Here is a 14,956-nt window from a genome sequence, read left to right as displayed (position 1 = left end):
GGCCATGACTATCTGAGGGATGAGGATCAGGATTTTTTAATGGCCGTTGATACTACAGAGAAGCCCAGCGTCCAGGGCGATGCGCGCGTCGGATACGACTTGAGTGTGCTGTACAGGTTGAGGATGATGCTTTCGGCGTTCTGGCATTCGCCAGTGCGCGTCAGGCTCATATCGCTCGTGGTGTCGCTGTTCGTCATCATTCTCGTGACAGCTTATGTGCAGGTTCTCCTGAACGAATGGAATGCGCCGTTCTACGATTCGCTGGCGCGACGCGACCTCAACGAATTCGTGAAGCAGCTTGGTGTCTTCGGCATGATCGCCGGCACCCTGCTAGTCCTCAACGTCATCCAGGCCTGGCTGAACCAGATGGCGGCGCTCTACATGCGCGAGGGCCTGGCGCGCGACCTGGTCGACCAGTGGCTGAAGGGCAAGCGGGCCTTACGGCTGGCATCGTCTGGTCTGATCGGCGTCAATCCGGACCAGCGGCTCCACGAGGATGCCCGCAACCTTGCAGAAAGCACCACGGGCCTTGCGATCGGCCTCGTCCAATCGACGATCCTGCTGATCAGCTTCATCGGCGTGCTCTGGGAGCTGTCGAGCGGCTTCATATTCCATTTTCGCGGCAGCAGCTTTTCCATTCCGGGATACATGGTGTGGGCGGCGATTATCTATGCGGCCTCGGCTTCTTTCCTCAGCCAGTTCGTCGGCGGCAAGCTGGTGCGGCTCAATGCCGACCGCTACTCCAAGGAGGCCGAACTGCGTTTCGCGCTGATGCACGCCAACGAGTACATGCCGTCGATCACCATTGCCGGCGGACAGGAAAACGAGCGTCGCCGCATCAACGGCGATATTTCCTCGGTGCTCGGCGTTATCCGCAAGCTGGCCATCGCCAACACCAACCTTACCTGGGTATCTGCGAGCTACGGCTGGATGGTGCTGGTCATTCCAATCCTGGTGGCGGCGCCAGCCTACTTCTCGGGCGGCCTCAGCATCGGCCAGTTGATGATGGTGGTTGGCGCTTTCAACCAGGTGAACACGGCGCTGCGCTGGTATGTCGCCAATTTCGGGCCGATCGCCGAGTGGCGCGCGACGCTGATGCGCGTTACCGATTTTCGCGAGGCGGTGGTCGAGATGGATATCGAGGACCACCTGCCCAACATGATCGACGTCGCCCGCGCCGCGCCTGGCATGATGGTGCTGAAGGATCTCGAAGTCTCCACCAAGATGTCCGACGAGATCGTCGAGAACGGTTTCCGGATCCGCGAGGGCACGGTGACGATCACCGCCGGCGAGCACATCATGATCAACGGCGATCACGGCGTGAACCGCAAGCTGTTGTTCCAGGCGCTTGCCGGCGAATGGCATTGCGGCAAGGGCGAGATCGACCTGCCGCCGCCGGAAGACATGCTGTTCATGCCGCACACCGCCTATGTGCCGAGCGGAACGCTGCGCGAGGCCATGACCTTCCCCGAGGCACGCGATGCCTACCCGGATTCCGACCTCGAAATGGCGATTGAAAAAGCCGGTCTCGGCAGGCTGAAAGGCAAGCTCGATACGAACGCCCGCTGGGATCGTATGCTCGATACCGACGAACAGAAGGCCGTCGGTTTTGCCCATGCCCTGCTCGCCAAGCCGCGCTGGCTGATCCTCGACGAAACGCTCGAAGGCCTGGAGCCGGATATCCAGAAGCGCCTGGTTGCGCTTCTGGGCGAACTCAAGGATACGACGATGATCTATATCGGCCGTTCAGAGGCTTATCTTGAACTCATGTCGCCGCGGGTATTGCATCTGCAGGCCCTGGTTCCGCCGGACCCGACAGCGCCGCCTGCAAAGCCTGTCTCGGGTGCTGCTCGCGGACAAAACCCGGCACGGCGCCCCATTGTCCGCAAGGAGACGGTGCGGCCCGCCTGAACAACTTCGCCCGGATACGAAAAAGGCCCCGACGCGCAATCCACGCGTTCGGGGCCTTTTATCGAGATGGAGTGCCAGGTCCGGGATCAGTCCTTGGCGCGTTCGACGTAGGAATTGTCTTCGGTCATGATGACGACGCGGGTGCCGGCATTGACATGCGGCGGCACCATGGTGCGAACGCCATTCGACAGCATGGCTGGCTTGTAGGAGGACGACGCCGTCTGGCCCTTGACGACCGGCTCAGTCTCCATGATTTCAAGCGTCACAGTGCGTGGCATCTGGATGGCAAGCGCGATACCTTCATGCATCGACAGGATGCAGGTCATGCCTTCCTGCAGGTAGGCCTTGTCGTCGCCCATGGTTTCGGCATCGACGGTAACCTGGTCGTAGTTTTGCGGGTTCATGAAGTGGAACCCGTCGCTGTCTTCGTAAAGGTACTGATGGTTGACGTCCTCGACGAAGGCGCGCTCGACTTGTTCGGTCGTGCGCCAGCGCTCGGAAACCTTCGTGCCATCCGAAATCCGGCGCATATCGATCTGGGTGACCGGCGTGCCTTTGCCGGGGTGGAAATTGGCGGCCGTCAGCACGACGTAGAGCTTGCCGTCGACGTCGAGCACATTGCCCTTGCGGATCGAAGAGGCGATAACCTTGACCATAAGACTTCCTTGTAACGCAGCTTTTTGCATCGTAGAGGACGGACCGAGCCCGTTTCCCTGATGCAGCAATGTTTTCTTGGGGGCGCAACTAACCTAAAATGGTGGAAATAGCCACCCCGTCGCGGCTCATCCTATAAAAGAAAGCGCGGAATGAACGCCAGCCTGACAAAAGCATCTCCCTGGTGGACGCCCGGCGTCCATGCGGATCGACGGCCTTTTCTTATCGGCCGCAATGCGATCCAGGCGGCGCTGCGCAGTTTTTTTTCAGCCGGCGACTTCCTCGAGGTTGATACGGCAACCCTTCAGATATCGCCCGGCAACGAGGCACATCTGCATGCTTTCGCTACAGAAGCCCTGACGACCGACGGTCAGGCGGCACCCTTCTACCTGCACACGTCGCCGGAATTTGCCTGCAAGAAGCTGCTGGCCGCGGGCGAACAACGTATTGCATGCTTTGCCCATGTCTATCGCAACCGTGAGCGCGGGCCCTTGCACCATCCGGAGTTCACCATGCTCGAATGGTACAGGGTCGGCGAAGGCTACGAGCAGCTGATGGCTGACTGCGTCGATATAATGCGACTGGCGGCGAAAACCGCGGGGGCTGCGCGGCTGGCGTTCCGGGGTGCCGAGTGCGATCCCTTTGCCGAGCCGGAGCGGATCAGCGTTGCGGCGGCCTTCCTGCAGCATGCCGGCATCGACCTCTTGTCCTCGGTTGCCGCCGACGGACAGACGGACCGCGACTGCCTTGCTGCGGAAATGAACCGCCTCGGCATGCGTGTTGCCGGCGACGATGGCTGGGCGGATATGTTCAGCCGGGTGCTGGTGGAAAAGATCGAACCGCATCTCGGTTTTGGCCGACCGACGATCCTTGACGAATATCCGGTCTCCGAGGCCGCTCTTGCCAGGCCCTCGGCGCGGGATCCGCGTGTCGCCGAGCGCTTCGAACTCTATGCCTGCGGCGTCGAGCTTGCCAATGGCTTCGGCGAACTCACCAATGCCGTCGAACAGCGGCGGCGGTTCGAGATCGAGATGGCGGAAAAGGCGCGGGTCTACGGCGAAACCTATCCGCTCGACGAGGATTTTCTCGACGCGCTTGCCATCATGCCCGAGGCAAGCGGCATCGCCCTCGGTTTCGACCGGCTGGTGATGCTGGCTACCGGAGCATCCCGCATCGAGCAGGTGCTTTGGGCGCCCGTTGCGGAGTTCGGAAGATGAACGTCATTCGATCGATCAGGACAGTCGACGATCTCCAGCGGGCATCGCTTGTCGATGGGCAAAACGCGGCGTCGCTGGAAGCGGTCGCGGAACGTTATGCCATCGCGCTGACGCCTGCCATTGCCGCACTGATTGACCGCACCGATCCCGATGATCCGATCGCCCGGCAATTCGTGCCCGATATGGCAGAGCTGGTGGTGACGCCGGAAGAGCGTGCCGATCCCATCGGCGATGCGGCCCATAGCCCGGTCACAGGCATCGTCCATCGCTATCCCGACCGTGTGCTGCTAAAGGCGGTGCATGTCTGCCCCGTCTATTGCCGATTCTGCTTTCGCCGCGAGATGGTCGGTCCGCAGGGTATGGGTACGCTGGATGCCGGCGAACTCGATGCCGCTTTCGACTATATCCGCGCCCATCCGGAGATCTGGGAGGTGATCCTCACCGGCGGCGATCCGCTGGTTCTGTCGCCCCGGCGTCTCGAAGAACTGCTGGCCGGGCTTGCTGCCATCGATCACGTCAAGATCGTCCGCTTCCACACCCGCGTTCCAGTCGTCGATCCGCAGAAGATCGACGCAGCGCTTGTGGCCGCGCTGAAGGCGAGCGGCAAGACGGTCTATGTGGCGTTGCATGCCAACCACCCGCGCGAACTGACGGCGGACGCACGCGCCGCCTGTGCCCGTCTTGTCGATGCCGGCATCGTCATGGTCAGCCAGTCCGTACTTTTAAAAGGGGTCAACGACGATCCCCTGGTACTGGCGGCGCTGATGCGCGCCTTCGTGGAAACGCGGATCAAACCCTACTATCTGCACCATCCCGATCTCGCGCCCGGCACCAGCCATTTCCGGTTGACCATCGCCGAGGGCCAGCGCCTTGTGGCCGAGTTGCGCGGTCGCTTGTCCGGTCTCTGCCAGCCGGCCTATATCCTCGATATTCCCGGCGGCTACGGCAAAGCGGTCATCGGCGAGCGTGCCATCCGCGATGTCGGCGAGGGTTGCTATTCGGTTTCCGATTTCCGAGGCGAATGGCACGATTACCCGCCGCCATCCGGCAGCGGTAAGCCTGACTAGGCGCGATCCCGCGACGACTCACGAAAATTTATCTTCTTCACATTTTCCGGACGCATCCAGGAGCGTTGCTCTACCTACCCGGTCCAATCCGCGCTAAGAGAAGCAACCCCCGATATTATTAGCGTGTCGGCGGATTACATTCTGTCCGGATCATGAACAATGGCCGGCGAACGCTCATCTTTCCTTAACCAGAAGGCTTAGCGGTATGTTGGAATTTTGCGCCTAAAACAACCTCAGATAAGGCGGTACGACCGCTAAAAACACCTGGAGACGATTGGATGAACGAGACAATCCGTGGTTTGCTCACCAAGCTCGGGGGCCTTCCAGTGCCCGTCGACAGCATTGCCGACGACGCCGATCTCTATGCGGCAGGCCTTTCCTCCTTCGCATCCGTGCAGCTTATGCTCGGGCTCGAAGAGGCGTTCGACATGGAGTTTCCGGACAACCTGCTGAACCGTAAATCCTTTGCCAGCATCAGCGCCATCACCAGCACGGTGGATGCGATCCTCGGCTCCAGAAAGGTGGCCTGATGAGCGTGGCGGTGGCGATAGCGAAGGACAATCTCAATGCCCGCATCGCCCGCGTCGCGGCAATTGCTGCAGCACACGCCGATGCCGTCGACTGCGAATCGCGGTTTCCGCGCGAGGCCGTCACAGCCCTGAAGGCCGAACGCCTGCTGTCGATCCAGATCCCGACCGAACTCGGCGGGGAAAGCGCGACAATCACTGAAATCGCCGCGCTGTGCACCGTGCTCGGACAAGCCTGCGCGGCCACCGCGATGATTTTCGCCATGCACCAGATCAAGCTGTCGAGCCTGGTCGAGCACGGCGAAGGCAGCGACTGGCATCGCGATTTCATGCGCCGTATCGCCCGTGACCAGCTGCTGCTGGCGTCTGCCACGACCGAAGGCGGCATCGGCGGCAACATGCGCAACAGCATTTGCGCCATCCGCGTCGAGGGCAACAGCTGCTTCCTCGAGAAGGACGCCACCGTCATTTCCTACGGCGCGCATGCCGACGCCATCCTCATCACATCGCGCGCCCACGCCGATGCGGCGCCTTCTGACCAGGTCCTGACGGCCTTCCTGAAGGACCAGTACACGCTCGACAGAACCTCCGTCTGGGATACGCTCGGAATGCGCGGCACCTGCTCCGATGGCTTCGTGTTCAAGGGAGAGGCGCCGGCCGTCCAGATCCTGCCGAAACCGTTTGCCGAGATTGCCGCGCAGTCCATGCTTGCCACCTCGCACCTCTTGTGGAGCGCGCTCTGGTACGGCATCGCCGCCGATGCGGTGGCCCGTGCCCAGGCTTTCGTGCGCGCTGCGGCCCGTAAGTCACCCGGCACGCCTCCGCCCGGCGCGCTGCGTTTGGCAGAGGTCTCCGGCCAGCTACAGATGGTCAAGTCGAACGTCGTCGCTGCGCTGAAAGTCTACGAAGATGCCAAGCTCGATGCCGACCGCCTGTCTTCCATGGCTTTCGCGGTGGCGATGAACAACGTCAAGATCGTCTCCTCAGAGGCGATCCTGCCGATCATCAACCACGCCATGCTGATCTGCGGCATCATGGGCTACAAGAACGGTACGCCCTACAGCCTCGGCCGCCACCTGCGCGACGCGCATTCGGCGCAGCTGATGATCTCGAACGACCGCATCCTTGCCAACACATCGACGATGCTGCTGGTCCACAAACAAGACACCAATTTGCTGGGGTAATCGCCATGGACATGCAGGTTTCTTTTCTCGATCGGCTCTTCGAATCAGGCCTCCTGATCGACACCGGTGTCGATGGCCTCTATGGCCGAAGCGGCCAGTTTGAAGACGTCATCGCTGCCTTCGAGCGGTTGATCGACAGGTTCGGCGGTGGCGACGGTGCCGAGGCGATGCGCTTCCCGCCCGGCATGAACCGCGCGATCTTCGAAAAGAGCGGCTACATGAAGAGCTTTCCGCAGCTGGCCGGCACGGTCCACAGCTTCTGCGGCGGCGAGATGGACCATATGAACCTGCTGAAATGCATGGAGGTTGGCGACGACTGGACCAAGGGCCAGGAAGCAACCGAGATCGTGCTGACGCCCGCCGCCTGCTATCCGCTCTATCCGACGGTGGCCCGGCGCGGCAACCTGCCGGCGGAGGGCGCGCTGTTCGACCTGCAGTCCTATTGCTTCCGCCATGAACCGTCACAGGATCCCGCCCGCCAGCAGCTTTTTCGCATGCGCGAATATGTCTGCATGGGCACCGAGCAGCATGTCACGGATTTCCGCCAGAGCTGGATGGATCGTGGCGTCGAGATGATGAAGTCGGTCGGTCTCGAGGTCGTCATCGATGTCGCCAATGACCCGTTCTTCGGCCGCGCAGGCAAGATGATGGTCAACAACCAGCGCGACCAGAACCTGAAGTTCGAATTGCTGATCCCGATCACCTCGACGGCCAATCCGACGGCCTGCATGAGCTTCAACTACCACCAGGATTCGTTCGGCACCAAATGGGGCCTCAACCTTGCCGACGGCAAGGTCGCGCATACGGCGTGCGTCGGCTTCGGACTGGAGCGGATAGCGCTGGCGCTGTTCCACCATCACGGGCTCGATGTAAAGGCCTGGCCGGCGCCGGTGCGCGACGTCCTGTGGGGCTGATCGTCGGGATGCCGTCAGTATTTCCCGGGCTTGATCCTGCCGCCTATTCCCGCCATGGGCTGCACGACAGCGAACGGATGTGGCCGGAAACCAACTGCTATATCGATCTCTGGATCGAGGTGCTGAACACGATCGGCCGGCCACCCGAGGCGATGCTCGGCTTCACCATGGGGCAGGATTTCGAGGGCGACCAGTTCACCTTCTTCAAGGTGCCGCTGGAAGACCTAGAGGCGCTTTATGGCATCCGCTGCACCGAACTTGCCATCTACGACGACGTCGAACGGCATCTTGCCGTACAGATCGCGCGTCGGCGGCTTTGCCTCGTCGAGATGGATTCGTTCTACATGCCGGATACGCAAGGCGTCGCCTACCGTACCGAGCACGGCAAGACGACGGTGGCGATCAACAGGCTGGACCCGGTTGCGCGCGAACTCGATTATTTCCACAATGGCGGCTTCTTCCGGCTCTCCGGCGAGGACTTCGATGGCGTTTTCCAGCGACACCTGCCGGAAGGTGCGCCGCCGTTCCTGCCCTATACGGAATTCGCCAAATTGCCGCTGCAGCCGCCCGCGGAAGCTGAAATCCGCCGGACGGCCCGTCGCCTGCTGGAGGCTCATTTTGCCCGGCGCCCGCGCGACAACCCGATCCGCGCCTTTGCCACGGTGTTTGCCGCCCAGGTCGAGGCGATTGCCGAGAGGCCGTTCGGCGTGTTCCACAAATATGCTTTCAATACGCTCCGCCAGGTCGGCGCCAATTTCGAACTGGCCGGCAGCCATCTAGACTGGCTGTCGCCGGAATTCGCGGCCGCAAGTGCACAAGCCCGGCGGATCTCAGAGGCTTCAAAATCGGTGCAGTTCCAGATCGCTCGGGCTGTGACGCGGCGTAAATTCGAGCCGCTGCACACGGCGCTTGATCCGGTGGCGGATGCATGGGATGCCATGGTCGGGCTTCTGGAACGACAGGTCTGAAACGGGCAATGGCAATCGAGGGGCGTTTGGCAGGCATCGGCGCTGAGGAGACGCTGCTGGGCGAGGGATGGACCCTGGTGCTGACCACTCCCGGCGAATGGGAGACGCCTGCCGACGTGTCGCTGGGCGCAGCCTTCATCCCGGCCACGGTGCCCGGCACCGTCGCAGAAGCGCTGGAGAAGGCGGGCCTGTTCGACCGAGAGCATCCGGAACCGCTGAACGATCGCGACGCCTGGTATTTCTGCCGGCTGGTCGATGCAGTGCCTGGCGATGCCGTGCTGCGCCTTGCCGGTCTTGCGACACTCTGCGAGGTCTTCCTCAACGGCGTCATGCTTCTTTCCAGCGAGAGCATGTTCGAAAGCCATGACCTGCCGGTCACCTTGCTCGGCGGCGACGAGCTGGGCCTATGTTTCCGGGCGCTGGCCCCAAGGCTTGAAGAGCCCGGTCCGCGCGCCCGCTGGCGGCCGCAGATGATCGCGCCGCAGGGGCTGCGCATGGTCCGCACGACGCTGCTCGGCCATATGCCGGGCTGGTGCCCCGAGATCCATGCCGTTGGCCCGTGGCGGCCGATATCGCTGCTGCGGCCGAGAGCGGTCGTTGTCCGCGATCTCGTCCTTCGGCCGGAACTCAGCGAGAGCGGCGAGGGGCGGCTGCATGTTTCCCTTCTGCTTGAGGGCAAGGCCAGCGCCATCGTGCTTTCCTGCGCCGGCGCCGAGCAGAGCCTTGAAAGCGATGGCGCTGGCCATTGGGCGGCGACGCTGACGATCCCCGCCGTGCGTCCGTGGTGGCCGAATAGCCATGGGACGCAGGAACTCCACGACGTCGCGCTCGTCATCGACGGGACCGTCCACCCCCTCGGTCGCACCGGATTTCGCCGCATCGAAGTCGATCGCGGTGCCGATGGCCGGGATTTCGCGCTCGTCGTCAATGGCGAGCGCATTTTCTGCCGGGGTGCGGTCTGGACCAGCGCCGATATCGTTCGGCTGCCCGGCGACCGTGCCGCCTATGAGCCGTGGCTGCGGCTGTCGGCAGAGGCCGGCATGAATATGGTGCGGATCGGCGGCACGATGGCCTATGAGACGCCGGAGTTCTTCGGACTTTGCGACGAGCTCGGGATTCTTGTCTGGCAGGACATGATGTTCGCCAATTTCGACTATCCGAAAACCGACAAGACATTTCACGCGCATGTCGAGAGGGAGGCCGCCGGATTTCTCGATGCCATCAGCTTGTCGCCGTCGCTGGCCGTCATCTGCGGCGGTAGTGAAATGTACCAGCAGGCGGCGATGATGGGACTGCCCGAGCGGTTCTGGCTAAACCCGGTGACGGAAGAGATCCTGCCTGCAGTCGCCGAGGCAAGGCGCCCGGACGTGCCCTATGTCGCCAACTCCCCCGTCGGTGGCGCCATGCCGTTCTCGCCCGATACAGGCGTTACCCATTACTATGGCGTCGGCGCCTATCTCAGGCCGCTCGACGATGCCCGTCGCGCCAATGTCCGTTTTGCAGCCGAAAGCCTCGCCTTCGCCCATGTGCCGCAGCAACGCACGCTCGATGCGCATCTGCCGGCTCCCGCCGTCCACAGCCCGCAATGGAAGGCCCGCGTGCCGCGTGACCGCAGTGCGTCCTGGGATTTCGAGGATGTCCGCGATCACTATCTGCGGGAACTCTACGGTTTCGATCCGGCCCAATTGCGCCGCGAGGACCCCAATGTCTATCTCGACCTTTCGCGCGCCACCACCGGCGAGGTGGTGGAGGCGACCTATGGCGAGTGGCGGCGCACGGGCTCGAGCTGCAATGGCGCGCTGGTCTGGACGCTGCAGGACCTCCTGCCCGGCCCCGGCTGGGGGGTGATCGATTCGACAGGCGAGCCAAAGCCGGTCTGGTATGCGATGCGCCGTGCGTTCCGGCCGGTGCAGGTGCTGATGACCGACGAGGGCACCAACGGGCTTGCCGTGCATGTCATCAACGAGACTGCTGCGCCGCTCGCGCTGGAACTCGAGGTTTCCGCCCTGCGCGACGGCCGCCAGGTTGTCGTCAGTGGCCGGCGCGAGTTGACGCTCGATGCCCGTTCCAGCCAGGAGATCGCCTGCACCGATCTGTTCGGTGCCTTCTTCGACACCACCTATGCCTTCCGTTTCGGACCGCCGTCGCACGATGTCACCGTCGCCCGCCTGCGGTCTCTGGTATCGGACCCGAAGATACCAGGGGCGATCCGGGCCGAGGCCTTTCATTTCCCGCTCGGCAGGACGAGGGCCTTTCACGCGCCCGGTATCGTTGCGGCGGTTGTCTTCGAGGATGGCGCGTGGTTCGTCGATCTCGACTGCGAGCGGTTCGCCCAGTCCGTCCATATCGAGGCGGAGGGTTTCAGGGCCGAGGACGACTGGTTTCACCTCGCGCCGGGGGCGCCACGTCGCGTCAAGCTCATCCCGAGGGATGCCGGCGTGGTGGATAGACCGCCGGCCGTGCAGATCGGCACGATCAGCAGCCGGCATATCGTCTCGATCTGACGGAAAGAGCGGCGCCGGCGTGGCTATCGTGCGTCAGGCGAGTTCGCCGTAAACGCATATCGGAACACGTTCAGGGTCTGGCAGCACTTTGTCATACAACGCACCATAGCGCTCGGCGACCTTGTCCCAGGCGTAGCTGCGGGAGATGCCGAGCAGTTCTTCGCGAATGCCTGTTCCCTGCGCCACAAGGCGCGCAAAGGCGGCTTCGAGGGCCTTTGCCGACCGTTGCGCCCCGGAAAAATCGGTTAGCATCAGGACCGGATGGGCTGTGGCGAGCGCCCGGAAGGTGTCGTTGCTGTTCAGCACGGGCAGCAGGCCGGCGCTCATGGCCTCGATGACGGCAAGCCTCGAGCCGGCGCTATCCGAGGCCGATGCAAAAAGCGAGGCTCGGGCCATCGTGTTTCGGATGGTACAATGGTCGTCCGAGGCTTGCAGCGAGACATGCCGCGACAGGCCCCGCGACCGGATGTCAGCCTCGAGCGTCTGGCCATCAACACCGGAGGGCGTGCCGATGATGTCGAGATGCCAGTCTGGATGGCGCGGGGCGAGTACCTGCATCACATCGAGCAGCCGGTCGAGCCGGGCTTCCGACGACAGCCCGCCGATGGTGACGATCCGGCGACGGGCATCGAGAGCGGCGCAGTTGGCGAACTTCGCGACGTCGGCGCCGCTGCCGATCGACGCCGCGCGGTTGCCAACGATGGTGTCGAAAAGCCGGTGGTCCGGCTCGCTGCTGCAGGCGATGCGACTATAGGCCTTGCAGGAGCGGCGCGTCACGAGGCTGAACCACAGCTTCTTCATCTCTTCGTGCCGGCTTGCGTGCCGGACGTTGCCGCTGATGGTCGCGACAAGCGGTCGCCGATGTAGAAACCTGCCCCAGGCAAGAGCATCGAAGCAGAAGTCGACCCCGTGGACATGGACCAGGTCGGCATCGGCGATATGCCTGAAGACCTCGAGCGCCGCCGGATAGACGCTGTTGCCGGCACCGGCAATCCGCACGATCTCGAGACCGTCTATCGTGTCCCGCGCCGGCCGATTGCCGGCGATTTCGGAAGCCGGGTTCTCGCAGGTGACGACGCGGATGCGGTAGCGGCGCGATAGCTGGCGGCAGAGCGTGGCGACGGCGTCCGTGCCCTCGCTGGCAGGCAGGAACTCGCGCACCACATGGGCGATCAGGGGTCGTCGTTCGTCCGGAATGTTGAAATCGCGGCCATGAGCCTGCGCCAATGTCATCGGTCCACCCTCGCGCCGAAGTTCGATCTTCGGCATGACACGCGTTGTGTCTGTCTGGGGTCAGCAAATCACCGCGCCAGTTAAGGAAACGCTAAATTGCCTCCGTCACCGGCGGATACGGCGGGAAAGGGTTAATGCGACCCTGAGGCAAGGCATGCTTGGTATGGCCGGATTGTGGGCGGCGCGTCGTCAGAAGGCCCGGAAGGTCAGCGTCGTCAGCGAGCGGACGATGCCCGGGATATTGGCGATGGTGTCGTTGATGAATTTGCCGATGTCCTGGTCCTCGCCGACATAGACCTTCATCAGGAGGTCGTAATCGCCGCTGGTCGAATAGAGCTCGGAAACGAGCTCCGTCTGGTAGATGGCATCGGCGACCTCGTAGGTCTTGCCGGGGGCGCATTGCAGCTGAACGAAAATGGGCTTCATGGCTCTATCCTGGTACATTTGAGACAAACGATGTGCCTGCCTGCATATCCGCGTAACCCGCCGCAATCAAGCAAGCCCGCATCCTTCAGCCTTTCGCGGGCGCAAGGATGAGGGACGCTGGATCCGACTGAGACCGGCCCATCCTGATTGCCACAGTGAGAGGAGTACCCCCCATCAGAACAGCGAGCGCAGTGCTGTAAATCCTCGTCCTACGAAGTCGCCGAAGAAGTATGGGCCGAGGCCCCATACGGCGGTCCAGAGTGCGGCGCCGATGATGTTGGCAATGAGGAAGCGGGCCCATGGCATGCCCATGGAACCGGCGATCAGGCCGTTGAGCTGCCGCAGGAGAATGAAGAAACGCGCGGTGACGACGATGATCGGACCGCGAACCCGGAATATCTCCTCGAACTTGTGCAGCCTTTCCGGTGTCAGGCGCACCATCCAGCCATGCTTTTCCAGTAGCGGCCTGCCGCCGTAATGGCCGATCAGGTAGCCGGTGAAATCGCCGGCGACGGCCGCGACCCAGACGACAAAAAAGACGCTGACGATGTTCAACTCGCCTCGGGATGCGAGCAGCGAAGCGCTGACGAGGGCGCTCTCGCCGGGAAGCGGTGCACCGAGCGATTCGAAGTAGATGATCAGGAAGAGTGTCAGCAGGCCGTATTCGTGAAGGAAAGGCTGGATCGACGACCAGGCATCATGCAGGAAGCTCAAGGGCGGCCCTCGGGGTCACGGGTTCGATGCCAGATGCCTATCCCACTCCCGGCCGGCAGGCCAGACGGGAGCGGGAAATTTTGCGCGAAGGCGAGATCAGAACGTCGCGGTGACTGGATCTGGACCGATGCGGCCGCCGGGGGTGTCGAGCGTGTCGATCTGCTTCAGGTCATCGGCATCTAGCTTGAAGTCGAATACCTTGAAGTTTTCGGCGATGCGGCTCGGGGTGACCGACTTCGGAATGACGATCAGGCCAGCGTCGATGTGCCAGCGGATGATCACTTGCGCCGGCGTGCGACCGTACTTGCCGGCGATCTTTCCGATCACGGCGTTATCGAGCAGCTTGCCCTGGCCGAGCGGGCTCCAGGACTGGGTCTTGATGCCGAGTGCCTCATGGGTCTCGCGCAGCGCCCGCTGCTGGAAATCCGGATGCAGTTCGATCTGGTTGAGAACAGGCGTGACGCCGGTCTCGCCAATGATGCGGTTCAGGTGTTCGGCAGCGAAGTTGGAGACGCCGATCGATTTTGCCCGGCCTTCACTGTGCAGCTGGACGAATGCCTTCCAGGTGTCGAGATACCGGTCCTTGGATGGTGCGGGCCAATGGATGAGGTAGAGGTCGACATAGTCTGTGCCGAGACGCTTCAGGCTTTCGTCGAATGCCTTCAGCGTGCTGTCGAAGCCCTGTGCGTCATTCCAGAGCTTGGTGGTGAGGAAGATATCCTTGCGGTCAACACCGGAGGAGCGGATGCCCTCGCCGACGCCCTCTTCGTTGCCATAGATGGCGGCGGTGTCGATATGACGGTAGCCGGCCTCGATCGCGGCGCGCACGGCCGGTGCGGCTGTCTCGTTCGGCGTCTGCCAGACGCCGAGCCCGACCTGGGGAATGGAACGGCCGTCGTTAAACGTGATGATGGTTTTATCGGTCACACTGTCTCTCCGGAAATGATGTTCAATCGGAATGCGGGGCGGCGCGAACCGACTGCGGTCCGGCGCCTAGCCCCGCCGGCTCAAAGGCCGACGCCTTTCATATAGGTCGCGTCCGGCGTTTATCACCCCTCCCGAAGAGCGGTGGCTAAAGCACGCGGACGACGCTGCCCTTGCCGACATGGGAGAGCAAGCGGCGCATGTGGGGCAGGCTGACGGCAATACAGCCGGCTGTCGGCTCGAAACCCGGGCGGATCAGGTGAAAGAAGATCGCCGAGCCGCGATTGCGCTGCCGCACTGAAATATTCCAGTCGAGCACGAGGCAGATGTCATACACCCCGTCATCGCGCATCATCTCCTCGTGACCGGCGCGAAAGGGTGCTTTCACCAGCGTGTTGTAGCTGGCGTGGCCTGGATCGTCGCACCACAGCATGCCGGGCCGGATACGGCGCATGGCAAGCATCGTCGCCGGCATCATGACGCGGTCGCCGCGCGCGAAGCCAGAGAGAAGTCGCATCGACGCGATCGGCGTGGCGCCATCACCCTCGCGCTTGCGCACGGTCCTGCCGTTTCGTCCGATTGCGGCCGGCACGACGACCCCGTCGAAGGCGACAAGCGCGCGGCTGCGGTTTCCCGGCGCAGGGCGAACGGTGATGATCGTGCTGCGTGTGGCTGGCTGCTGCCTTGCTTTGCCCATCTTTCTCAAGTGTTCT

At 62.7% G+C, this 14,956-nt stretch carries 14 protein-coding genes; 8 read left to right on the top strand and 6 right to left on the bottom strand.

Translation table 11 applies throughout. The features are described from left to right. The first annotated feature begins 39 nt into the window (after positions 1-39). Entirely contained in the window at positions 40-1,911 is a 1,872-nt protein-coding gene (locus J5289_RS01040; RefSeq protein ID WP_209185319.1) for an ABC transporter ATP-binding protein/permease, read from the top strand. Positions 1,912-1,997: 86 nt separating this feature from the next. On the opposite strand, the gene efp is transcribed toward J5289_RS01040, so the two are convergent. Further along, positions 1,998-2,567: an elongation factor P gene (gene efp, locus J5289_RS01035; protein ID WP_142824625.1), complete on the bottom strand. Its 570-nt coding sequence runs from the start codon at positions 2,565-2,567 to the stop codon at positions 1,998-2,000. Between the two features lie 150 nt (positions 2,568-2,717). On the opposite strand from efp, the gene epmA reads away from it, so the two are divergent. The 7 genes from epmA (at position 2,718) to J5289_RS01000 (ending at position 10,946) form a co-directional block, all read left to right on the top strand. After that, a complete protein-coding gene (epmA, locus tag J5289_RS01030; protein WP_142824626.1) occupies positions 2,718-3,782 on the top strand; it encodes an EF-P lysine aminoacylase EpmA in 1,065 nt (354 codons plus the stop codon). Then, positions 3,779-4,849, top strand: a complete 1,071-nt coding sequence (locus J5289_RS01025; protein ID WP_142824627.1) for a lysine-2,3-aminomutase-like protein — start codon at positions 3,779-3,781, stop codon at positions 4,847-4,849. Before epmA ends, J5289_RS01025 begins: the two co-directional genes overlap by 4 nt. A gap of 278 nt (positions 4,850-5,127) precedes the next feature. Next, positions 5,128-5,379 carry an acyl carrier protein gene (locus tag J5289_RS01020; RefSeq protein ID WP_111219575.1) on the top strand — a complete coding sequence of 84 codons (252 nt, stop codon included), beginning with the start codon at positions 5,128-5,130 and terminating at the stop codon, positions 5,377-5,379. Then, on the top strand, positions 5,379-6,560 hold the full coding sequence (locus J5289_RS01015) for an acyl-CoA dehydrogenase family protein (protein WP_209185318.1): 1,182 nt from the start codon (positions 5,379-5,381) through the stop codon (positions 6,558-6,560). The genes J5289_RS01020 and J5289_RS01015 overlap by 1 nt, the downstream gene beginning before the upstream one ends. Positions 6,561-6,565: 5 nt before the next feature. Then, on the top strand, positions 6,566-7,474 hold the full coding sequence (locus J5289_RS01010; protein WP_209185317.1) for an amino acid--[acyl-carrier-protein] ligase: 909 nt from the start codon (positions 6,566-6,568) through the stop codon (positions 7,472-7,474). Between the two features lie 8 nt (positions 7,475-7,482). Continuing rightward, a complete protein-coding gene (locus J5289_RS01005) occupies positions 7,483-8,442 on the top strand; it encodes a DUF1839 family protein (protein WP_247749229.1) in 960 nt (319 codons plus the stop codon). Between the two features lie 14 nt (positions 8,443-8,456). Continuing rightward, positions 8,457-10,946, top strand: coding sequence for a glycoside hydrolase family 2 protein (locus J5289_RS01000; RefSeq protein ID WP_209185470.1), 2,490 nt, complete (start codon positions 8,457-8,459; stop codon positions 10,944-10,946). A 33-nt stretch (positions 10,947-10,979) separates the two neighbouring features. Here the strand turns inward: J5289_RS01000 and J5289_RS00995 are convergent, their stop codons facing one another. The 5 genes from J5289_RS00995 to J5289_RS00975 all read right to left on the bottom strand — a co-directional run bounded on the left by J5289_RS00995 (position 10,980) and on the right by J5289_RS00975 (position 14,940). Continuing rightward, complete coding sequence (locus tag J5289_RS00995; protein WP_209185469.1) at positions 10,980-12,179, bottom strand: glycosyltransferase family 4 protein; 1,200 nt, start codon at positions 12,177-12,179, stop codon at positions 10,980-10,982. Between the two features lie 189 nt (positions 12,180-12,368). Further along, entirely contained in the window at positions 12,369-12,605 is a 237-nt protein-coding gene (locus tag J5289_RS00990) for an Lrp/AsnC ligand binding domain-containing protein (RefSeq protein ID WP_111219583.1), read from the bottom strand. A gap of 174 nt (positions 12,606-12,779) precedes the next feature. Next, positions 12,780-13,319: a DedA family protein gene (locus J5289_RS00985; protein ID WP_209185315.1), complete on the bottom strand. Its 540-nt coding sequence runs from the start codon at positions 13,317-13,319 to the stop codon at positions 12,780-12,782. A gap of 96 nt (positions 13,320-13,415) precedes the next feature. Continuing rightward, complete coding sequence (locus J5289_RS00980) at positions 13,416-14,246, bottom strand: aldo/keto reductase (protein WP_209185314.1); 831 nt, start codon at positions 14,244-14,246, stop codon at positions 13,416-13,418. 145 nt (positions 14,247-14,391) lie between these two features. Continuing rightward, the gene (locus J5289_RS00975; RefSeq protein WP_209185468.1) at positions 14,392-14,940 is read right to left on the bottom strand and encodes a L,D-transpeptidase; all 549 of its coding nucleotides are present in this window, start codon (positions 14,938-14,940) and stop codon (positions 14,392-14,394) included. Between the last annotated feature and the right edge of the window lie 16 nt (positions 14,941-14,956).

The organism is Rhizobium sp. B230/85 (genome assembly GCF_019355735.1).
In the GTDB taxonomy this organism is placed as follows: Bacteria; Pseudomonadota; Alphaproteobacteria; order Rhizobiales; family Rhizobiaceae; genus Rhizobium; species Rhizobium rhododendri.
The sequence above is the reverse complement of the archived record's forward strand: the minus strand, read 5'-3'. Positions and strand labels throughout refer to the sequence as shown.

Bases quoted from the DNA above. Each gene is read 5' to 3' on its own strand.
- J5289_RS01040 (WP_209185319.1), top strand. From the start codon at position 40: ATGGCCGTTGATACTACAGAGAAGCCCAGCGTCCAGGGCGATGCGCGC.
- efp (WP_142824625.1), bottom strand. From the start codon at position 2,567: ATGGTCAAGGTTATCGCCTCTTCGATCCGCAAGGGCAATGTGCTCGAC.
- epmA (WP_142824626.1), top strand. From the start codon at position 2,718: ATGAACGCCAGCCTGACAAAAGCATCTCCCTGGTGGACGCCCGGCGTC.
- J5289_RS01025 (WP_142824627.1), top strand. From the start codon at position 3,779: ATGAACGTCATTCGATCGATCAGGACAGTCGACGATCTCCAGCGGGCA.
- J5289_RS01020 (WP_111219575.1), top strand. From the start codon at position 5,128: ATGAACGAGACAATCCGTGGTTTGCTCACCAAGCTCGGGGGCCTTCCA.
- J5289_RS01015 (WP_209185318.1), top strand. From the start codon at position 5,379: ATGAGCGTGGCGGTGGCGATAGCGAAGGACAATCTCAATGCCCGCATC.
- J5289_RS01010 (WP_209185317.1), top strand. From the start codon at position 6,566: ATGGACATGCAGGTTTCTTTTCTCGATCGGCTCTTCGAATCAGGCCTC.
- J5289_RS01005 (WP_247749229.1), top strand. From the start codon at position 7,483: ATGCCGTCAGTATTTCCCGGGCTTGATCCTGCCGCCTATTCCCGCCAT.
- J5289_RS00995 (WP_209185469.1), bottom strand. From the start codon at position 12,179: ATGACATTGGCGCAGGCTCATGGCCGCGATTTCAACATTCCGGACGAA.
- J5289_RS00990 (WP_111219583.1), bottom strand. From the start codon at position 12,605: ATGAAGCCCATTTTCGTTCAGCTGCAATGCGCCCCCGGCAAGACCTAC.
- J5289_RS00975 (WP_209185468.1), bottom strand. From the start codon at position 14,940: ATGGGCAAAGCAAGGCAGCAGCCAGCCACACGCAGCACGATCATCACC.